Annotated in this window: 19 protein-coding genes and 1 pseudogene; 7 read left to right on the top strand and 13 right to left on the bottom strand. The window is 63.1% G+C overall.

Going from position 1 to position 21,070, the window contains the following annotated elements; translation table 11 throughout:
* Positions 1-90: 90 nt before the first annotated feature.
* From AB7M32_RS24730 to AB7M32_RS24745, 4 genes and pseudogenes are all read right to left on the bottom strand, one after another.
* Positions 91-972, bottom strand: coding sequence for a methyl-accepting chemotaxis protein (locus AB7M32_RS24730; RefSeq protein ID WP_370873828.1), 882 nt, complete (start codon positions 970-972; stop codon positions 91-93).
* Positions 952-2,058 (bottom strand): annotated as a pseudogene (locus AB7M32_RS24735) (HAMP domain-containing protein); the annotation flags it as partial. The pseudogene AB7M32_RS24735 and the gene AB7M32_RS24730, both read right to left, overlap by 21 nt.
* 110 nt (positions 2,059-2,168) lie before the next feature.
* On the bottom strand, positions 2,169-3,557 hold the full coding sequence (locus AB7M32_RS24740) for an aminotransferase-like domain-containing protein (RefSeq protein WP_454251671.1): 1,389 nt from the start codon (positions 3,555-3,557) through the stop codon (positions 2,169-2,171).
* Positions 3,558-3,763: 206 nt separating this feature from the next.
* Positions 3,764-4,525: an SDR family oxidoreductase gene (locus AB7M32_RS24745; RefSeq protein WP_454251672.1), complete on the bottom strand. Its 762-nt coding sequence runs from the start codon at positions 4,523-4,525 to the stop codon at positions 3,764-3,766.
* Between the two features lie 224 nt (positions 4,526-4,749).
* Between AB7M32_RS24745 and AB7M32_RS24750 the strand changes: the two genes are divergently transcribed.
* Complete coding sequence (locus tag AB7M32_RS24750) at positions 4,750-5,754, top strand: NADP-dependent oxidoreductase (RefSeq protein ID WP_454251673.1); 1,005 nt, start codon at positions 4,750-4,752, stop codon at positions 5,752-5,754.
* A gap of 115 nt (positions 5,755-5,869) precedes the next feature.
* Here the strand turns inward: AB7M32_RS24750 and pyrF are convergent, their stop codons facing one another.
* Positions 5,870-6,568, bottom strand: coding sequence for an orotidine-5'-phosphate decarboxylase (gene pyrF, locus AB7M32_RS24755; RefSeq protein ID WP_060741184.1), 699 nt, complete (start codon positions 6,566-6,568; stop codon positions 5,870-5,872).
* Between the two features lie 289 nt (positions 6,569-6,857).
* Between pyrF and AB7M32_RS24760 the strand changes: the two genes are divergently transcribed.
* Together AB7M32_RS24760 and AB7M32_RS24765 are read left to right on the top strand one after the other, a co-directional pair.
* Complete coding sequence (locus AB7M32_RS24760) at positions 6,858-7,616, top strand: response regulator (RefSeq protein ID WP_454251674.1); 759 nt, start codon at positions 6,858-6,860, stop codon at positions 7,614-7,616.
* A complete protein-coding gene (locus AB7M32_RS24765) occupies positions 7,616-8,659 on the top strand; it encodes a sensor histidine kinase (RefSeq protein ID WP_454251675.1) in 1,044 nt (347 codons plus the stop codon). Before AB7M32_RS24760 ends, AB7M32_RS24765 begins: the two co-directional genes overlap by 1 nt.
* Before the next feature lie 163 nt (positions 8,660-8,822).
* On the opposite strand, the gene AB7M32_RS24770 is transcribed toward AB7M32_RS24765, so the two are convergent.
* The 8 genes from AB7M32_RS24770 to AB7M32_RS24805 form a co-directional block, all read right to left on the bottom strand.
* Positions 8,823-9,860, bottom strand: coding sequence for an AI-2E family transporter (locus AB7M32_RS24770; RefSeq protein WP_060741180.1), 1,038 nt, complete (start codon positions 9,858-9,860; stop codon positions 8,823-8,825).
* 63 nt (positions 9,861-9,923) lie between these two features.
* Positions 9,924-10,742, bottom strand: coding sequence for a DUF4892 domain-containing protein (locus tag AB7M32_RS24775; RefSeq protein ID WP_454251676.1), 819 nt, complete (start codon positions 10,740-10,742; stop codon positions 9,924-9,926).
* A 129-nt stretch (positions 10,743-10,871) separates the two neighbouring features.
* A complete protein-coding gene (locus tag AB7M32_RS24780) occupies positions 10,872-11,723 on the bottom strand; it encodes an alpha/beta hydrolase (RefSeq protein WP_454251677.1) in 852 nt (283 codons plus the stop codon).
* On the bottom strand, positions 11,720-12,514 hold the full coding sequence (locus AB7M32_RS24785) for an alpha/beta fold hydrolase (protein WP_454251678.1): 795 nt from the start codon (positions 12,512-12,514) through the stop codon (positions 11,720-11,722). Before AB7M32_RS24785 ends, AB7M32_RS24780 begins: the two co-directional genes overlap by 4 nt.
* A 284-nt stretch (positions 12,515-12,798) precedes the next feature.
* On the bottom strand, positions 12,799-13,242 hold the full coding sequence (locus AB7M32_RS24790; protein ID WP_454251679.1) for a hotdog fold thioesterase: 444 nt from the start codon (positions 13,240-13,242) through the stop codon (positions 12,799-12,801).
* Between the two features lie 52 nt (positions 13,243-13,294).
* Entirely contained in the window at positions 13,295-13,747 is a 453-nt protein-coding gene (gene sixA, locus AB7M32_RS24795; protein ID WP_454251680.1) for a phosphohistidine phosphatase SixA, read from the bottom strand.
* Positions 13,744-14,091, bottom strand: coding sequence for a DUF4389 domain-containing protein (locus AB7M32_RS24800; RefSeq protein WP_053123936.1), 348 nt, complete (start codon positions 14,089-14,091; stop codon positions 13,744-13,746). The genes sixA and AB7M32_RS24800 overlap by 4 nt, the downstream gene beginning before the upstream one ends.
* A gap of 30 nt (positions 14,092-14,121) precedes the next feature.
* Positions 14,122-15,147 carry an NAD(P)H-dependent glycerol-3-phosphate dehydrogenase gene (locus tag AB7M32_RS24805; protein WP_060741174.1) on the bottom strand — a complete coding sequence of 342 codons (1,026 nt, stop codon included), beginning with the start codon at positions 15,145-15,147 and terminating at the stop codon, positions 14,122-14,124.
* Positions 15,148-15,346: 199 nt separating this feature from the next.
* Here AB7M32_RS24805 and AB7M32_RS24810 point away from each other — a divergent pair, with 199 nt between their 5' ends.
* The 4 genes from AB7M32_RS24810 to fabA all read left to right on the top strand — a co-directional run bounded on the left by AB7M32_RS24810 (position 15,347) and on the right by fabA (position 21,065).
* On the top strand, positions 15,347-17,470 hold the full coding sequence (locus tag AB7M32_RS24810; protein WP_454251681.1) for a TonB-dependent receptor plug domain-containing protein: 2,124 nt from the start codon (positions 15,347-15,349) through the stop codon (positions 17,468-17,470).
* Complete coding sequence (locus tag AB7M32_RS24815) at positions 17,471-18,403, top strand: ABC transporter substrate-binding protein (RefSeq protein WP_454251682.1); 933 nt, start codon at positions 17,471-17,473, stop codon at positions 18,401-18,403.
* Entirely contained in the window at positions 18,400-20,301 is a 1,902-nt protein-coding gene (locus tag AB7M32_RS24820; RefSeq protein WP_072406431.1) for an ATP-binding protein, read from the top strand. The genes AB7M32_RS24815 and AB7M32_RS24820 overlap by 4 nt, the downstream gene beginning before the upstream one ends.
* Before the next feature lie 248 nt (positions 20,302-20,549).
* A complete protein-coding gene (fabA, locus tag AB7M32_RS24825) occupies positions 20,550-21,065 on the top strand; it encodes a 3-hydroxyacyl-[acyl-carrier-protein] dehydratase FabA (RefSeq protein WP_003204400.1) in 516 nt (171 codons plus the stop codon).
* Positions 21,066-21,070 lie beyond the last annotated feature (5 nt).

A 21,070-nucleotide genomic window follows, 5' to 3' on the forward strand; every position in this document is an offset into this window, starting at 1 on the left:
AGATCGCAGCCTCGTTGCACTCGACAGCTCTACAGCTCACAAGCTCATACAAGCCCCATAGGGCGCGGCACCCAACGGATGCCCCCTGCGTCACAACTTGAAATGCCCCACCATCCCTTTCAGCTCAATCCCCAACTGCGCCAACTCGATGCTGGAAGCGGCATTGCCGCGCATCGCCAGGGACGATTGATCAGCGCTGGCGCGAATGCTGGTGACACTGCGGTTGATCTCTTCGGCCACCGAGCTCTGCTGCTCGGCTGCCGCGGCGATCTGTTGGTTCATCTGCTGGATCAACGACACCGCCGCCGCAATGCTGCCCAACGCGCTCTCGGTCTGCAGCGCGTCGCTGACCGCCATCTTCACCAGCTCGCCACTGCTCTGGATCTGCTGCACGGAAGCCTGGGCCGCTGAACGCAAGGCGCTCACCAGTCGCTCGATTTCCTCGGTGGACTGTTGCGTGCGCCTGGCCAGGGCCCGCACCTCATCGGCCACGACCGCAAAGCCCCTGCCCTGCTCCCCGGCACGGGCCGCCTCGATAGCGGCATTGAGGGCCAACAGGTTGGTTTGCTCAGCCACGCTCTTGATCACACTCAGCACCGTGCCGATGTTCTGGATCTCGGCGCTGAGACTTTCGATGCTGGAACTGGCCGACGTGGCCGAATCGGCCAGTTGTTCGATGCGCACCATGCTCTGGCGCACCACCTGCTGGCCGCTTTCGACCTTGTCATCGGCAGTCTGGGCCGCTTGGGCCGCTTCTTCGGCATTGCGCGCCACATCGTGCACGGTGGCCGTCATCTGGTTCATGGCCGTGGCGACCTGCTCGGTTTCCTCTTTCTGGCTGCTGACTTCCAGGTTGGTCTGCTCGGTCACAGCCGACAGCGATTGAGCCGAATTGGCCAACTGCTCGATCCCGGCCTGCAAACCGCTGACGATACTGCTCAGCCCTGCGCCCATCTGTTGCATCGCCTGCATCAACTGGCCAATCTCGTCCCGGCGCGTCACTTCCACCGTGGCGCTCAAGTCACCCGCCGCGATCCGCTGGGCAACGCGAATGACACTGCGCAGCGGCGTCACGATCAGCCGGGTGATGACCCACGCCGCGATCAATCCCACCAGCAACGCCAAGGCCGACGAACCGATGATCAGCAGCGAGTTCTTCTTCAGTTCGGTCTGCATGGCATGGTCTTCGGCACTGAAGGCCTGGTCGACCCGCGCCACCACTTGGTCGGCACGCTCGTGCAGTTGCTGGTAGACGATTTTTTCCTTCGCCAACAAGCCGGTGTATTCGGCCAGTTGCTCGTTGAACCCGACGATGTGCCCGGCCACTTCATTAAGCACGGTCTGGTAACCCGGGTCCTTGACCGTGGTCTTGAGCGCTTCGGCCTGTTTCATGGCCTGCTCGGCCTGTTCGATACTGCCTTCTCCGGCGCCCTCGACATTGCCTTTGCGGCTCTGGTCCAAACGAACCCGCGCTTCATTCATGGCCTGTAGCATCAACCGCGACACTTCGCTGATCTGGTTGGCCTGCTCGATGAACTCGGCCCCTTCCTTGCCTTCGGAATCCTTCAAGGTATAGGTACCGTCATCCGCCAGCCCGGCCTGCAATACATCGAGGTTGTTGGCCACGCTGGACACCGACCAACTGGCCATTTCCAGCGCAAGGTCCTTGCTCTGGCTCAAGCCGACAAACTCGTCGAATGCCTTGCGATAGGCCCCCAGCGCCTGCTCAACGTCGTTCATCACCGGCACGTTGGCAGGCGACTGCTCCTTGAGTTCGTTCGCCAGGGCCAGCAGCCCGTCGACACCCTGGCGCAGGGCATCGGCCGTCTTGGGGTCGGAACGCGAGGCGTACTCCTGCTCAAGCAGCCGGACCTTGAGCAACCCGCTGTTGAGGGACGACATCTGCTTCAGGCCATCGAAGCGATAGCTGATGGTCTGCAGCGACCAGACGCCGATGGCCGCGACCACAGCGGTCAACAGCAGCACCAGGACAAATCCGATACCCAGTTTTTTTGCCATACCCAGGTTGGCAAAACGTCCTTGCACGGCCGAAATCATTGCGCTCAGTCCTCTGCCAGTGTGTGTTGATTGCAGATTCGCAACGAGACGCCCTGCAACACAAGATGCTGGCGTCGGAATAATGGCAAAAAGCTACAGCCGCGTCGTTTTCAGGACACTTGAGGTCGATCCAGAGCCGCAGCCCGGAAAAAACCCAACGCCCTGGGATCACGGGCATAGGCCACGTTGATCCGTAGCCAGTCGCTGTCGGTGCCCGAAGGGCTGAAGGCCGTGGGGGAAGACAACAACACGCCGAACCGCTTGGCCAGGCGCTGTATTCCAGCGTAGTCACTGATTGGCGGTCTTGCCCAAATGAAAAGCCCGCCGGCCGGTTTGCCAAAGACCTCCCAGTCGGCATCTTCCAACACCTGCAACAACGCCGCCATATCGACGCCCAAACGCTGGCGCTGGCGCTGGACCAGTTTGCGATAGGCCCCATTGGCCAAGAGATTGGCAAGCACCGCCTCGCAGAACCGCGACCCACCCATGCTGGTGATGCCTTTGACCTCGCTCAGGCGCGCGATGATGGACGGTCCGGCCACCACGAAACCGACGCGCAACGAACTGCTCAGGGTCTTCGAGAAACTGCCCACGTAGACCACGTCGGCATCCAGCGCTGCCAACCGGGTCCGCGCCGAGTTCTGGAAGTCGCCATAGGCATCGTCTTCGATCACCAGCACGGCGTGTTGCTTCGTCAGTTGCAACAACCGCTGGGCCACGGCCGGAGCCAGGTTGCTACCGGTCGGGTTGTGACAGGCACTGTTGACGAACAGCGCACTGGGCCGGTGTGTCGCCAACAAGTCTTGCAACACATCGACGTCCGGGCCGCGCGGGGTCCTGGGCAGTTCGATCATGTCGATCTTGTGCAACCTGAGCAGGTCGAACAGGCTTGAATAGCCAGGGCTCTCCACCACCACGCAGGCGCCTGGCTGCAACAGTGTCCGCACGATCAGGTCCAGCCCATGGGTCGCCCCGGTGGTGGTCAGGATCAGGTCTTTATCGGCCTCGATATTGAATTGCTTCAGGCGCCTGGACAGCTGCTCACGCAGGGCGGGCAGCCCCAGCGACGTGCTGTAGTTGAACAACCCCGCCATATCGGTGCGGGTGACCTGCCGGATCGCATAACCCAGGTCATCGCTTTCACGCCAGCTCTCGGGCAACCCGCCACACCCCAGCTTCAACGCCCAGGGCGGGGAATCACCGCCCTCGGCGGGCATATCCTGTCGCCGCTCCGGGTCGATGCACCCCGGCCCGGATGCGGGGGTTGGCGCGACAAAAAAGCTGGAGCCATGCCGGGACGCCAGCAGGCCTTGGGCAACCAGGCGTTCACACGCTTCATTGACGCTGGACTGGCTGAGCAGGTTCTGCCGCGCCAGTTGGCGCACGGACGGCAGGCGAGTCCCCGGTTGCACCGCATCCTGTCGGATCCAGCCGGTCAGCGCGTCGACGATTTGCTGCACGACAGGCACCAAGGCCTGCCGGTCGATTCTCAACTCCATGAGTAACCAAACTCCTAAGCGTTTGTTTTATTTCCGGAAACAGTTAAGCACAGGCCACCCGCGAACGATGTACGACAACGTCGCCAAAACCGCCGATTCTCACCCTTTGAAACACATTGATAGGCCGCTCCGAGGATGTTTCCCTCGCCCAAAGAAAAAGCCCGCAACCAGTGCGGGCTTCTTCCTACAAGCTCAGGGAAACGTCCTCAGAACGCCGTGACGCCGCCGTCCACCGCCAGGGAGTGGCCGGTGGTGAACGCCGCGCCATCGCTGCACAAATAGAGCACGGCGCTGGCGATTTCCTCGACCTTGCCGATACGCCCCACCGGGTGCATGGCATTGGCGAACTCGCCCTTTTTCGGATCCGCCTCGTAGGCACGACGGAACATGTCGGTGTCGATCACCGCCGGACAGACCGCATTCACGCGGATCTTCTTCTTGGCGTATTCGATGGCGGCCGATTTGGTCAGGCCGATCACAGCGTGCTTGGAGGCAGCATAGATGCTCATCTTCGGTGCAGCGCCCAGGCCCGCCACCGAGGCCGTGTTGACGATGGCACCGCCGCCCTGGGCCAGCAGCAAGGGCAACTGGTACTTCATGCACAACCAGACACCCTTCACATTGACACCCATGATCGCGTCGAACTCGTCGAGGGTACCGTCGGCCAACTTGCCCTTCTCGATCTCGATCCCGGCGTTGTTGAAGGCATAGTCAAGGCGCCCATAGGTCTTGATCACCTCGTCCATCAGTTGCTGCACATCGCTTTCCAGCGTCACGTTGCAGCGCACGAATACCGCTTCGCCCCCCGCATCGCGAATCGACTGCACCGTACGCTCGCCGCCCGCCACGTCCAGGTCGGCCACGACCACTTTCAGGCCCTCTGCCGCGAACGCCTGGGCCGTGGCGCGGCCGATGCCGGCGGCGCCGCCGGTTACCACGGCGACCTGTCCGGAAAACGTCATGCTCATTGTCTGTTCCTCGAAGAATGCGGGGTCGCACCAGTGTAGCCACAGCCAGGCGTGGCACGGCAGCACTATCCAGATGCCGGTTGGGCATTCATGGGCGCCAGTGATAAGGGCCCTGGAGGCACTATCACTCGGTTGGATCGAAGTGCATTCGCTGAGACGGCGAACCTTGCGGCAAACCCCTCGAAGGTCTATCAACAAGTCTTCATTCATCTTGAGTGCCAACCATGACTGCCCAGACCAATCGCCAGTTCCTGCTCGCCAAACGCCCGGTAGGCGCCGCGACCCGCGAGACTTTCACCTATCAGCAAGTACCGGTGGGCGAGCCGGCAGCCGGCCAGATCCTGGTGAAGAACGAATACCTGTCCCTGGACCCGGCCATGCGCGGCTGGATGAACGAAGGCAAGTCCTACATCCCACCGGTGGGCATCGGTGAAGTGATGCGGGCGCTGGGTGTCGGCCAAGTGATTGACTCGAACCACCCGGGGTTCGCGGTCGGGGACTACGTCAACGGTGCCCTGGGTGTGCAGGATTATTTCCTCGGCGAGCCAAGGGGTTTCTACAAAGTCGATCCGAAACTGGCACCGCTGCCACGTTATTTGTCCGCCCTGGGCATGACCGGCATGACCGCTTATTTCGCCCTGTTGGACGTCGGTGCGCCCAAGGCCGGCGAGACCGTGGTGCTGTCGGGCGCCGCCGGTGCGGTGGGGAGCATCGCCGGGCAGATTGCCAAGATCAAAGGCTGTCGTGTGGTGGGCATCGCTGGCGGTGCCGACAAATGCAAATTCCTGGTCGATGAATTGGGTTTCGACGGCACCATCGACTACAAGAACGAAGACGTCCACGCCGGCCTCAAGCGCGAATGCCCCAAAGGCGTGGATGTGTATTTCGACAACGTCGGGGGCGACATCCTGGATGCCGTGCTCAGCCGCCTGAACCTCAAGGCCCGCGTGGTGATTTGCGGTGCCATTAGCCAGTACAACAACAAGGAAGCGGTGAAGGGCCCCGCCAACTACCTGTCATTGCTGGTCAACCGGGCTCGCATGGAAGGTTTCGTGGTCATGGACTACGCCTCCCAGTTCGCCGCCGCCGGGCAGGAAATGGCCGGCTGGATGGCCAAGGGGCAGCTCAAGAGCAAGGAAGACATTGTGGAAGGGCTGGAGACCTTCCCCGAGACGCTGAGCAAATTGTTCAGCGGGGAGAACTTCGGGAAACTTGTACTCAAGGTCTGACAAAACAATTGTGGGAGCGAGCTTGCTCGCGATGAGGCCCTGTCAGTCAACATTGCTATTGACTGACATACCGCTATCGCGAGCAAGCTCGCTCCCACAAGGGATATCAGTTTGCTCAGGCCAGTTCAGCCACAACCGCCGCCAGCGCCTGGGCCGGATCGGCGGCCTGGCTGATCGGGCGACCGATCACCAGGTAGTCGGAACCGGCGTCCAGTGCCTGACGCGGGGTCAGGATGCGACGCTGGTCGTCCTGGGCGCTGCCCGCCGGACGAATCCCCGGGGTCACCAGTTGCAACGACGGGTGGGCCGCTTTCAGGGCGCCAGCTTCCAGGGCCGAACAGACCAGACCGTCCAGGCCGGCCTTCTGCGCCAGCGCCGCCAACCGCAGCACCTGCTCCTGAGGCTCGATGTCCAGGCCGATCCCGGCCAGGTCCTCGCGCTCCATGCTGGTCAGCACGGTCACGCCGATCAGCAACGGTTTCGGGCCGCTGCGCTGATCCAGCACTTCACGGCAGGCCGCCATCATGCGCAGGCCACCGGAACAATGCACGTTGACCATCCATACGCCCATCTCCGCAGCCGCCTTGACCGCCATGGCGGTGGTGTTGGGAATGTCGTGGAACTTCAGGTCCAGGAACACTTCGAAACCCTTGTCACGCAGGGTCCCGACAATTTCCGAAGCGCAACTGGTGAACAGTTCCTTGCCGACTTTGACCCGGCAAAGCGTTGGGTCCAATTGGTCGGCCAGCTTCAGGGCGGCGTCACGGGTGGGGAAATCCAGGGCGACGATTATGGGCGTCTGGCAGGCGGACATGAGCGGGCTCTCAGGCAAGTCGAAATCGGCGCGCATTGTAGCGGAACGAGCGCCCGTGCGGGACCCGATGATCGGTAAATCTCATCGCCCTCCAGCAGCATGGACGATAGCGGCCTTTGTGTCGAAGCCGATACATTCATGACATGCGTACAACACGTCGACACGCTACCGTCCGCCGCCGCAACCCGCTCTTTCAGCGCTTCACGCCTCGCGGCACGACGCCTATGCTGAAGCCTCCACCTCGCCGCCTTCTTTACGGTTGGCAGCCTACCTGGCAGATGATGCATCCATGCAGAACACTCCTGTTGCAAATTCTGACAATCAAAAAGTGTCCGACGACGACAAGCGCTGGAGTACCCACGCGCTGATCGTCGACGACGACGTGCCGATCCGCGAGCTGCTGATCGATTACCTGGCCCGTTTCAGCATACGGGCCAGCGGCGTGACCGATGGCGCGGCCATGCGCCAGGCGATGCAGGCCGAGCACTTCGACGTGGTCGTGCTCGACCTGATGCTGCCGGGTGAAGACGGCTTGCAGTTGTGTCGCTGGTTGCGTGCCGAATCGGACATCCCGATCCTGATGCTCACCGCCCGCTGCGAGCCCACCGACCGCATCATTGGCCTGGAACTGGGCGCTGATGACTACATGGCCAAGCCGTTCGAACCCAGGGAACTGGTGGCGCGTATCCAGACAATCCTGCGCCGGGTACGTGACGACCGTACCGAGCAACGAGCCAATATCCGTTTTGACAACTGGCGGCTCAACAGCGTGTTGCGCCAACTGATCTCGGTCGACGGGCTGGTGGTGCCGCTGTCCAATGCCGAGTTTCGCCTGTTGTGGGTCTTCATCGAACGACCGCGCCGGGTGCTCAGCCGCGAACAACTGCTGGACGCGGCTCGCGGCCGCTCCATCGAAGCGTTCGACCGCAGCATCGACTTGCTGGTATCGCGCCTGCGCCAGAAGCTGGGCGACGATCCCAAGGCCCCCCAACTGATCAAGACCGTACGCGGTGAAGGCTACTTGTTCGACGCCCGGGACATCGGTTGATGCGATTGCGCCTGGACTCTCTGTTTGGCCGCCTGTTTGGCGTGCTGCTATTGGCGATTGTCCTGGCGCATCTGCTGGCCTTTGCCTGGTTTTTCCATTACGACCAGCCGCCCCCCGGGCCACCGCCAGGAATGAACCAACAAGGCGAAGCCCCCCCGCGCTTCGGCCCGCCCCCCAACCGTCGTCCGCGTCCCTGGTTCGGCGGCCCGGTGGTGCCACTGACCTTTCAATTCGTGTTCCTGATCATCGCGGCCTGGTACGGCGCCAAGCTCCTGACCCGACCGATCCAACGCCTGAGCGATGCCGCCGAGCGCCTGAGCGAAGCCCTCGACAGCCCGCCGCTGGATGAAAACGGCCCCCGTGAGGCACGGCAGGCAGCCCATACGTTCAACCTGATGCAGCAACGGATTCGAGAGCAGGTGCAACAGCGTTCGCGCATGCTTGGCGCGGTGTCCCATGATCTGCGCACGCCGCTCTCGCGGCTCAAGCTGCGCCTGGAACAGATCGATGACATCAAGCTGCAAGGCCAGATGCGCCAGGACCTGGACGACATGATCGGCATGCTCGATGCCACCCTGACCTACTTGCACGAACAGCGCACCAGTGAAGCGCTGCAATGGATGGACGTGCAGGCCTTGGTGGAATCATTGAGCGAAAACGCCCAGGACCAGGGCGCCGATGTGCAAGTCAGCGGCACCTGCGCCCCACTGCAGGTGCAACCCATGGCACTGCGTTCATGCCTCAACAACCTCATCGACAACGCCTTGCGCTACGCCGGCCATGCCTTGATTGCCCTGCAAGACCAGCAACACCAGGTATTGATCCGGGTCATCGACCAAGGCCCCGGTATTGCGGCGGACAAACGCGAGGCGGTGTTCGAGCCCTTTTTCCGCCTGGAAAGCTCGCGCAATCGCAACTCCGGTGGTGTCGGCCTGGGCATGACCATCGCCCGGGAAGCCACCGAACGCCTGGGCGGGCAGTTGAGCCTGGAAGAAACGCCGGGGGGTGGGTTGACTGCGGTGATCAGCCTGCCTCGCCTCTAAGCCCTTATCTCCCCTGTAGGAGCTGTCGAGTGCAACGAGGCTGCGATCTTTCCCCAGACACTTGAGTCCCAAGCGAAAGATCAAAAGATCGCAGCCTTCGGCAGCTCCTACGGCGCAACCCAGCGGGAGCAAGCTCCCTCGCCACAAGTGCTCGGCACTCAGACTACCGCGCCTGGCTCTTGCTCCAGTCCGTCAACAGGCTGTACGCCACCGCCAACAAGGTCGGGCCGATGAACAGGCCGATGAAACCGAAGGCGATCAACCCGCCGAACACCCCCAGCAACACGATGACCAGGGGCAGGTTTCCGCCACGGCTGATCAGGTAGGGTTTGAGCACGTTGTCCACGCCACTGATGATGAATGTGCCCCAGATGCCGAGGAACACCGCCATCCCGTATTCCCCCTTCCATACCAGCCATGCCGTGGCGGGGATCCAGACCAGGGGTGGTCCCATGGGGATCAGGCTCAACAGGAACGTGACGATCCCCAGTACCAGCGCCCCCGGCACCCCGGCGATCAGGAAGCCGATCAGCGCCAGCACGGCCTGGGCCGCCGCAGTGCCGATCACGCCGTTGACCACCCGCTGCACTGTACCGGCCACCAGTTCGATGTAGTAACCGGCACGGTCGCCGATCAGGCGTTCCAGCAACCCATGGACGAACGCCGCCAGGCGCGGGCCGTCGCGATAGAAAAAGAACACGAACACAATACTCAGGGTCAGTTCGAGTATGCCGCCGCCAATCTGCGCACTGCGCGCCAACAGCCAGTTGCCGACCTGCCCCAGATACGGCTTGATGGACACCATCATGGCCGCGCCCTGCTGATCGATGCTGTTCCAGATGCCCACCAGCCGCCCGCCCACCAAGGGGATGGCGGCAAGCCAGTCAGGGGCTTCGGGCAAGCCATCGACTTGGACGTCCCTGATGAACGCGGTGGCATCGCGCACATGGTCGGCCAGGTTGAAACCCAACCACACCAGCGGCACCGCCACCAACAGCATCCAGCCCACCGTCAGTAACGCCGCCGCCAGGGATTCGCGACCATTGACCCAGCGGGTCAGCAGGCGCATCAACGGCCAGCTGGCGAACGCCAGCACCGCGCCCCAGAACAGCGCCGACCAGAACGGCGCCATGACCCAGAGGCTTGCGCCGAACAACACCAGGAGCAGGATCTGCACCAACAGCCGATCGTTATTGAGCATGTAGGGTCTCGAAAAAATGAACAGGATCGGGGCACGGGTGTGAAACCACTGCCCCGAGACAGCTTAGCGCAGCAACTCCAGATGCAATCCGGCCGCCTCGCCGCTGGCGGCCTCCATGCGCGCCACCCGGACGCCCTGGCCCGCCAGCGCCTCAATCCAGTCCTCGGCCCGGGGCCCGGCGATACTGACCCGCAGGCCCGTGTCCAGGTTCAGCGCCCGGGACAACAGGCGCAACCAGGTGTCGTCCGGTTCACCGGCAAGACGCGGCAAGTCCAGGACCCCCGTGTCCTTGAGCTGGCGCAACAGGGTGGCCGATGTCGGCAGCAAGTCACCCAACGCAGCATTCGCCTCGAACTGCTCGACATGCAGGTAGGCCTTGCGATTGCCGCGGGTGATGGCATACAGCGCAATCAGCGTGTTGTCCGCGGGCGGCGCCAGGCGCAGCAACAGGAAGGCCTGGCCGTTGTCGGCGCCATAGAGCTTGGCGTTGCCGAAGACGTCGTTGGCCCACAGGCTGCTTTCGCCGCAATCGCGGGCCTGGCACCAGAACAACAGCTCGGCGCCCTGTTTCTGCAACGCTTCGCGAGCCGCGGTAAAGGCCTGGGTGGCGGAATGTTCCGGCGGCAGCTCATAGGTGACCGACGTGACATTCCCACGGGCATCGACTTGGCCGTCAAAGCGCAACTGGCCGCTGATCTTGCGGATCGAGCCCATGGGGTAGACACGTTCCAGGTCGCTGGTTTGCCGATAATCGACGATCTGTGCATCGGGCATGCGTGGCACGCGATCCAGGTCGCGACTGCCCGGCACATCGACGGCGAACGACGCCGGGCTGAAGCAGGCCAGCACCAGCAGGACGAGTAAGTGAACGGATAATTTCATCGGATCGGCTTGGCCTGGGACGCTTGGACGCGACGGGCGTCGCCGATGCACCGCGAGGCTGGCAAACAGAGGTCTGTCATGGTTGTCTCCCTTTCAACCCGCTCAGCCTCGACAGTTGCCCGGCGCAAGTCAAGGAACAGTGAATAACCGATTGAAACAGTCTGCTACAAGCCCGGCACCAACCTCATCGTTAAGGTGCAAATGATGGCCGCCAGGCAACTGCTCATGACTGAAGGGTAGACGCTCCAGCAGCTCCGGGTGCTGGGCCAGCATGCCATCGGCCGCCACCACCAGATGCGCCGGACAAGCGACCCGCGCAACGAACGCCATGGCCTGCTCCTCGGTCAGGCGCAGGGGCGATGGCAGGGTCAGGCGGTTGTCGGTGCGCCAGGTATAGCCCCCGGGCACCGGCATCAGGCCGCGCTGGGCCAGCAACTCGGCGGCCTCGCGGCTGACCGCTACCAACCCCTTCATACGCGCTTCGATGGCCCGGTCGAGGGTTTTGTAGACCGGCTTGCGTTTTTGCTGCAAATCCAACTGGGCTTGCAGGGCCATGCCCATGCGTTCGGCCGCGTTATCGCCTTTGGCTGTAGGAGGAATCACCCCGTCGATCAACCCCAGGTGCGTCACCCGTTCCGGCAGGGAACCGGCCAGCACCAGCGAGACAATGGCGCCCATGGAATGCCCCAGCAGGGCGAAGCGCTTCAAGCCCAGTTGTTCGGCCACTTGCAGCACATCATGGACGTAGTCCCACAAGGCATAGCTGGCACCCGGCGGGCGATGCCCGGAATGACCGTGACCGGCCATGTCCAGGGCGATCACCCGCAGCCCCTCGAGCCTGGGCGCCAGGCGGGCGAAGCTGTTGGCGTTGTCCAGCCAACCGTGCAGGGCAATCACCGGCAGCCCGTCTTCCGGGCCGAACAAGTGAGCCGCCAGCTCGATGTGAGGCAGGCTCAGGCGGACCTCCTCGACCATGCTCATGCGCTGCGCCCTTCCCAACGCTGGAACAGGTTCCTGAGCAGGTTGGCCGTGTCTTGTGGACGTTCGAGGGGAAACATATGGCCGCCGGGCATGCTCAGGGATTCGCCATGGAGCATACGCCCCACCGACCGGGTGTGATGCCGCATCACCACGCGACTCTGCCGGCCGCGCACCACCGCCAGCGGCACCTTGAGCTTGCGGGGCCGTCCTGGGCTGGTGTGCGGCACGCCGCGGTAGATACTGATCTCCGTGGCCGGGTCGAAGCGCAGGCGCAGCCGGTCGCCGACTTGTTGCAGGCCGTGTTGCAGGTAGGCGTCGAAGCAATCCGGGTCAAAGCCACGAAACAGTGTCTTGCCGGCAAAATACTGCCGGGCGGATTCCAGGTCAGCGAACTCCTCACGCCGCCCCAGCGTCCGGCCTGCCGGGGTCAGGCGGTCGATGAACCCCAGGCGCTTGGCGGCCAGGATCACCCACTGGTCGGTACGGGTCAGCACTGGCGAATCGAGCATGACCACGCCGCGATACAACTGGGGACAGCGCAACGCCGCGTGCAGGTGCAGCACGCCACCCAGGGAGTGGCCAACGCCCCACACCGGCGCCGGTTGCTGCTCCAGGTGATGGATCAGTTCGTCCACCAGGTTGTGCCAGTTATCGTCCACCGGAAAACGCGGGTCATGGCCGTGCAGTTCCAGATGCGCGACCTGGTACTGCGGCGCCAATGCGGCGAACAGCTTGCCGTAAGTGGCCGAGGGGAAACCATTGGCGTGGGCGAAAAAAATCTGTTGCGACATGACAGCCGATCCATTGGGGGAACTGCGGCAGATTGTCCGCAGAACCCGACGGCGCGGCAATGACCGTAACTGACAGGAATGATGACAGTCGGGCTTGGGCTATGGGGTTGAGCCTCACCACCACAGAATTTCATGTTGAACACCGTGGCGAGGGAGCTTGCTCCCGCTGGCCTGCGCAGCAGGCCCAAAATCAGGCCACTCGATGATTCAGGCTGATCGAGTCGGTGGGTTTGGGGCCGCTTCGCGGCCCAGCGGGAGCAAGCTCCCTCGCCACAGGTAGGGCTTCAACGCGCCGGCGGCTGCTCACCCAATGGCACCACCGCCATGGTCAGGCGCGACACGCAGTTGACCTTGCCCTCGTCGTTGACCAGGCGGATGTCCCAGACCTGGGTGGTGCGCCCCAGGTGGACCACCCGGGCCGTGGCCGTCACCCGTCCACTGCGCACGCCGCGCAGGTGGTTGGCGTTGATCTCCAGGCCCACGCAATAGAATTTGCTGGTGTCCACACAGAGGTAGGCGGCCATGGAGCCGACCGTTTCGGCCAACACCACGGAAGCACCGCCATGCAGCAGGCCGAATGGCTGATGGGTGCGGTGATCGACCACCATGCTGGCGGTCAGGGATTCGTCGTCGAAGGACTCGAACCGAATGTCCAGCACTTCGCTGATGGTGTTCTTACCGGCGGCGTTCAGTTTCTCGATGTCGGGGGTGGTGCGCCACAGACTCATCGTTGCCCTTCCTGTTTGATTGTTGTCTTGCCCAGTCCTGCAACCGTTCTATTCAGGGGTGCCTGATGCCCTTGAGCACCATCGCCCCGGCCAGCGGCAGATCGCCTTCCAGCTCGGCCAGGCCGGCGGTTTGCACTTGCTCGGGTTGTTGCAGATGGCCGTGCTGCAGTAAGCCCAGCAAGCTGCCCACCAATGGGTTATGGCTGACCAGCAGCACATCGTCCTGGTCCTCCAGATGCCTTAGCACCTCCGTCGGTCGGGTCTCCGGCGTGAGCCAATCGACGGTGATCAGTTCAGGTTCGAACCCCAGTGCTTCGCGCACCAGTTGCGCGGTCTGCTGGGCACGCACATAAGGGCTGGCGTAGATGGCCCGCAACGGCTCGCCCATCAACCGGCCGGCGCTGAGCAACACCTCCTCGCGGCCGTGCACCGTCAAGACCCGTTCCGGATCGGGACGGGCACCATGGGGCTCTGCCTCACCGTGACGCAATACCCACAGTTTCATAGCTTCGGCTCCTCGTCGCGGACGGGATGCGGGGCCGGTGCCACGGCGTGTGGCGCTTCGCCTTCCGGCGTGCGTGGGGTCGGCCAGTCGGCGAACGGCCAAGGCTTCTGGTCGCTGTGGAAGGTACCGAAGCGGCCGATCTGCGCCAGGAACTGGCTCAGGCTGTCGCCGAAATTCATCAGGCTGGCGCTGGGCGCGCCGTAGATCAGCCGATAAATCAATTGCACCAGCACCACGGCACCGAGGATGAATTGCGCCACCTGCCAGACCAGCAGATAGACCACCATCCACAGCACACGCAGCAGGATGGATTCGTATTGGGGTTGCCCTTGCGGATCGTTCATGGCTCGCTCCTGCTTGCGGTCAATAGCGGTTCAGTTGAAACCGCTGGTGGAAATGAAATCGACGTCGGTCTTCGGTTCGCCACGCATCAACAGCTCGATCACCTGCTCAAGCGTGCGCCCTTCGAACAGAATCGCGTGCAACCCGGCGACCAGCGGCATATACACCCCCGCCTCCTGGGACTTGGCCTTGAGCACCTTGAGGGTGTTGACCCCTTCGGCCACTTCACCCAGGCGCGACACGGCCTCGTCAAGGCTCAAGCCTTGGCCGAGGGCAAAACCGACCTGGTAGTTGCGGCTCTTGGGCGAGGAACAGGTGACGATCAGGTCGCCCACCCCGGCCAATCCCAGGAAGGTCATCGGATTGGCACCCTGGCTGACGGCGAAGCGGGTCATTTCCGCCAGCGCGCGAGTGATCAGCATGCTCTTGGTGTTCTCCCCCATGCCCAGCGCCACCGCCATGCCGGCGATGATGGCATAGACGTTCTTCAGCGCCCCGCCCAGCTCCACCCCGAAACGGTCGGCGCTGGCGTAGACCCGAAAGGTACGGCCATGGAGTGCGGCCTGGACCCGTTGGCACAGCGCTTCGTCCTCGCTGGCGACCACCGTGGCGGTCAAGGCGTGCTCGGCGATTTCCCGCGCCAGGTTCGGCCCGGAAATCACACCGATCCGCGCCTTGGGGGCGATTTCTTCGAGAATCTCGCTCATCAGCTTGAAGGTCTGGGCTTCGATGCCCTTGGTCAGGCTCACCAACAATTTGCCGCTCAAGCGCTCGGCATGGGGCGCCAGCACCGAGCGCAAGGCACTGGACGGCAAGGCGACGAAAAACAGGTCGCTGCCCTCCAGGGTGGCCTGCAAGTCAGTCACCGGAACCACTTCCGGGCGGATCTTGATGCCCTTGAGGTAACGCGGGTTCTCGCGGTTGACCCGGATGGCCTCGGCCTGTTCCGGGTCACGCATCCACTGGCGCACCGGGTGACCGTTCTCGGCCAGCAGGTTAGCCACGGCGGTACCGAAACTCCCGCCCCCCAGGACCGCAATCGGGCGCTGTTCAGTCATATGCAATCCGTTCATCCATACCAAGTGGCAATGCGGGGCATTATACGGAGCGGCCGGATGGCGACCAGCCCCGGCAACAATTACCGCCAGCTGTAGGAAGCTGACCATTAATTCCTAGGAAAATGCTGTCAACGTGAATGGAAAAGTCGTTCAGCTCAGTTAACATGCCCGTCACCCACCCATTCCCATAGGCTGTGCCGTGTCCGTTGGCCCTTCCCGCTCAGGTTCGTCCCTGCTATTGGCACTGATCATCAGCCCGCCAGTGCTGGCCGACGACTTGTTCGTGGACAGCCAGCCCCTGCCCCAGGTACTGACGGCCACGCGCCTGAAGCAATCGCCAGCGGCGGTGCCGGGCAGCATGACCGTGCTCGACAGCGAGTTGATCAAGGCCAGCGGTGCCCGGGACATCAGCGAATTGCTGCGCCTGGTGCCGGGCATGATGGTCGGCAACATCACAGGCAACCAGGCGGCCGTGAACTACCATGGCACCAACGCCAGCGAAGCCCGCCGCATGCAAGTGCTGATCGACGGCCGCTCGGTGTACCGCGCCGGCCTGGCCACGGTGGACTGGAGCGATATTCCGGTGGCCATGGAAGACATCGAGCGGATCGAAGTCTTCCGCGGCCCCAACACCGTCAGTTATGGCGCCAACGCGCTGATGGCGGTGGTCAACATCATCACCCGCGCCCCGGCCGACAGCCACGGCACCCGGCTGAAAATCACCCGGGGCCAGCGTGGCATCAGTGACTGGTACGCCAGCCAGGGCAGCGGCTGGGAAGGCGGCGACCTGCGGCTATCGCTGTCCGGCCAGGAAGACGATGGCTTTGACAGCGACCGCAACGGCGCCGACTACCGCGACAGCCGCCGCCTGAACCGCTTCAACCTGTCCGTCAGCCAGACCCTGGACGAACGGCAGAGCATCGACTGGCAATTGAACGCCAAGGATGGGACCAACCAGCGGCCTTATACCTATCATCCCGTGTTTGCCGGGATTACCGCCGCTGGGGATAACTCCGACGTCATCGCCAAGGACTACGCCGGTTCACTGCGCTGGAACCTGGACCTGGACCCCGATCACAGCCTTTATGTACAGGGCTCGATCCAGCACTGGGATCGCCAGCAGACCTGGCGCGCCTGTGACGCCGAGGTGTCCTTCAGCCCGCAACTGACCGACCTGTGGCAGCTCAACCCCAACTATGCCGAGAAGCTGGCGCGCAATATCCCCAGCTACACCAGCACTGGCGCGCCACCCGGCACGCCACAGGAACAGGCGTTGGCCAATCAGGTGCTCGATCAGTGGCGCAACGGCGCCTCGCAAACCCTGTGCGGCGATATCGACCAGAGCGCCCGGGAATCGCGCTACGACCTGGAGATCCAGGACACCCTAAGCCTGTCCGACAGCCTGCGCCTGGTCACCGGGGCCAACTATCGCTACGACCGGGCCGACTCGGAGACGTACTTCAACGGCACCCTGGACGACACCACCTGGCGCCTGTTCGGCCAGCTCGAATGGCGGGCCACCGAGCATTGGCTGTTGCAGGGCGGCGCGATGTTCGAAGACACCCGCCTGACCGGCAGCTCGCTGACTCCGCGGATCGCCGTCAATTACCTGATCACTCCACGCCATGGCCTGCGGGCGGTGTACTCCGAAGCCGTGCGCTCGCCGGACATGTTCGAGAACAACGTCAACTGGAGCTATCAGGTCACCAACCTGCAGCCCACCGCCTTCGGCCAGAACAGCGCCCGTTACTTCGTCCAGACCCGCGGCCCCGGAAACCTGGAACAAGAACACATGCGCTCCCGGGAACTGGGCTACAACGGTTACTTCGTGGACCTGGGCCTGGCGGTCGATGTGAAACTGTTCCATGACGAAATCACCGGCATGATCAGCGAGCCGCTGCGCAACAATCAGTACATTGCCAGCAACGCCAACGAATCACAGTTCTCCGGGGTCGAGACCCAGTTCGACTGGCGCATGACCAGCGCCGACCGCCTGCGCCTGACCTACGCCTATGTCGACGCCCAGGCCAGCAACCCCCTCGACGAACAACTGACCGCCCGCAACAGCGGCTCGGCCGGCTGGCTAAGGGACTGGGGCCAAGGCTGGAACAGCGCGCTGTTCTATTACGCCGCCGACGATCTCAACGGCTATCGCTTCGAACGGGTGGACACCCGCATCGCCCGGCGCATTCCCCTGGGCAAGGCCAGCCTGGAACTGGCGGGCGTCCTGCAGCAGCGCCTGGACAACCAGCCCATGACCTTCGTCGACAACCGCTACGACGCCCGCCATGTCGTGTACTTCAGTGCGGAGTTGTCGTTCTAGATGTCCCGGCACTCCCCTCGCAAGATGCCATTTCATGGCCGCCTGACGCTGGCCCTGTGCCTGGTGTTTGCCGGTTGGCTGACAACCCTCCAGGCACGGGCCGCCGAAATCCTCTTGACCGGCGCCGAGGACAGCCCCGGCGTGCAGTCTTTCACCCAGGCCCTGAAAGCCCTGCGCCCCGAAGACAGCGTGCGGTTTACGCCGCTGGCCAACCTGCCGGCGCCGGACAAGTTGCCAGATAATGTCCGCCTGGTTCTGCTTGACCTGCCCAGCCTGGAGTGGCGGCTGCAAGACGCCCGGGGCCCGGCCACCCTGGTCCTGCGCATCAGCCGCCAGCAAGCCCGCGAGCGCCTGGGCGAGGCCACGCCTGCGCATCTGAGCCTGCTGTGGAGCGATCCACCGATGGCGCGACAATTACGGCTGATCCGCACCATCCTGCCGCAGGTGCGACAGGTCGGTGTGCTGTACGACGCCCACAGTGAATTCCTGCTCAAGGACATCCGCCAGGCCGCGGCACCGCTGGGCCTGGTGATCGTCAGCGAACGCTGGGACGACACCAGCGACAGCCGTCCCCTGCAGAACCTGCTGGGCCAGAGCGACGTGCTGCTGGGCCTCGATGACCCCGATTTGTACAACCCCAAGACCGTGAAGAACCTGTTGCTCAGCAGCTATGCCCGGCAACGTGCGCTGATCGGGCCCAGCGCGGCATTCGTCAAGGCCGGCAGCCTGGCCAGCACCTACAGCGACCAGCAAGACTGGCTGGCGATTCTCGACGACCTGCTCGACCGCCCCGCCACGACCTGGCCGCGCACGCTGTATCCGGACCGTTTCAAAGTCCTGGGCAACCGGCAGGTCTCCCGCTCGCTGGGGATCGAACCGATTGACGCCGAATCCGTCGCGGCAACGTTGGCCGAAGGAGAACACCGCCCATGACCTTGCGTCGTCGTTGGGACATCAATACCCGCACCCAGCTCATCGCCCTCGGTCCGGCGCTGCTGCTGACCGTGCTGCTGATCAGCTTCTTTACCTTCGTGCGGATCCAGGACTTGCGCCAGGAGCTCAATCACACCGGGCAACTGATCGCCAACCAACTGGCCCCCGCCACGGAGTACGGGGTCATTTCCGGCAACAACGAAGTGCTGGAAAGCCTGCTCACCGCGACTCTGGCGACCCCTCACGTGCGCTTCCTGGAGGTCCAGGACAGCACCGACAAGGTCCTGGTGTACGTCGAACAACCCGAGCAAGTCCACAGCCGTGCCCAACAGATAGAAGTCTTCCAGGCCCCGGTGCGCCTGCAGCGCATTGCCCTGAACAATGATTTCCTGCAGGGCAACAGCACCGCCGTCGAGGCGTCCGGCGAAGATTACCTGGGCCGCGTGATCGTCGGCATGTCCAGTGACGCCTTCAGCCAGCGGCAGCAGGAAATCCTGCTCAAGGCTGCGATCCTGGCACTGTTCGCCCTGCTGTTCACCTTCCTGGTGGCGCGCCGGCTGGCGACCAACCTGTCTCGACCGATCCGCGACATCGGCAACGCGGTCAAGGCCATCCAGCAAGGCGACTACAGCACCCCGCTGCCCGTCGTCGATGATGCCGAACTGGGGGCCTTGTCGCGGCACATCAACAACCTGGCCGACGGTCTGGAACAAGCCAGCCGCGAACAGCACCAGGCCATGGCGCAGTTGATCAAGACCCGCGAGGAAGCGGAAAAAGCCAACAGCGCCAAGTCCGAGTTCCTGGCGATGATGAGCCATGAACTGCGCACGCCCATGAACGGCGTACTGGGCATGCTGCAGCTGTTGGAAACCACTCGCATGACCGACGAACAGCACGAGTACACGGCGCTGGCGTCTGAATCCACCGAGCACCTGCTGAAGGTGATCAACGACATCCTCGACTTCTCGCGTATCGAACGCTCGGCCTTGGAATTGGAGCACATCCCGTTCAACCTGGCCGAACTGGTGGGCAGTTGCGCGCAGTCGTTCCAGCACAGCGCCGCGCAGCGCAAGCTGGGCCTGGACCTGCTGGTCCCGGACGACATGCAGGCCTTGCAGGTGCAGGGAGATCCGACGCGGATACGGCAGATCCTGGTGAACCTGATCGGCAACGCGCTGAAATTCACCGAGCAAGGCCGTGTCACCGTGCAATGCCAGTGGCAGGCCCTGGACCACGAACTGCTGTGGTTCACCTGCACGGTACGCGACAGTGGCATTGGTATCCCCGCCGAAAGCCTGGAGCGCATGTTCGACGCCTTCCAGCAGGCCGACAATTCGATTTCCCGGCGCTACGGCGGCACCGGTCTGGGCCTGCCGATCGCCCGCACCCTGGCCGAACGCATGGGCGGGACGCTGCGGGCCCAGAGCGAAGAAGGCCAGGGCTCGGTGTTCACCCTCGAGATCCCGCTGGCCCTGTCGCGCCAGATGCCACCGCCCCTGGCACCGCGCCTGCCCACCGGCAGCGGCGATGGCGAAGGCCGCAACGTGTTGCTGGTGGAAGACAATCCGGTCAACCAGACGGTGATCGAAGCCATGCTGCGCAGCCTGGGTTTCACCGTCAGCGTCGCCACCGATGGCGCCCAGGCCGTACGCAGCGCCGAAAGCCTGATTTTCGAAGCGATCCTCATGGATTGCCGCTTGCCCATCATCGATGGCTACGAAGCCACCCGGCAGATCCGTCAGTTGCCGGGCTGCGGCGAGGTGCCGATTATCGCCCTGACGGCCAACGCCTTGCAGGGCGATCGCGAAGCCTGCCTCGCGGCGGGCATGAACGATTACCTGGCCAAGCCGTTCAAAAGGAACGACCTGCAGCAGATTCTGCAGCGCTGGGTGAACTAGAACCGCTCACCGGACCATCTGTGACTGGCGTGAAAGGCGAAAGTGCGGCAGTCTTAGGCACCCGAACAAGCCTCGATTGGGGCTTGAATAAAAATTTCAGTGCACAGGTGTACATTCATTTCCCGTGTGCTGTGACTTTCACTACAACGCAATAGTCTATGAGTAGGCTGTCGATTCGAGGCATGAACGCTTCGATCGGCCGGGAAGATTTGCCCCACCCTGCCGCATGGGACTATTGAGGAGCTCGCATGACCAAACAAAACGCCTTTACCCGGGAAGACCTGCTGCGCTGCAGTCGCGGTGAGCTGTTCGGCCCAGGTAACGCGCAACTGCCCGCCCCGAACATGCTGATGGTGGATCGCATCACCCATATCAGCGAAGAGGGTGGCAAGTACGGCAAAGGTGAATTGGTCGCCGAGCTGGATATCACTCCGGACCTGTGGTTCTTCGCCTGCCACTTCGAAGGTGACCCGGTGATGCCGGGCTGCCTGGGCCTGGACGCCATGTGGCAACTGGTCGGTTTCTTCCTCGGCTGGCAAGGCCTGCCGGGTCGCGGTCGCGCCCTGGGTTCGGGCGAAGTGAAGTTCTTTGGTCAGGTCCTGCCGACCGCCAAGAAAATCACCTATAACATTCATATCAAACGCGTCCTCAAGGGCAAGCTGAACATGGCCATTGCCGATGGTTCGGTTGCCGTGGACGGTCGCGAGATCTACACCGCCGAAGGCCTCCGGGTCGGCGTTTTCACCTCCACTGACAACTTCTAAGGGTT

Source organism: Pseudomonas sp. R151218B TE3479, assembly GCF_053629195.1.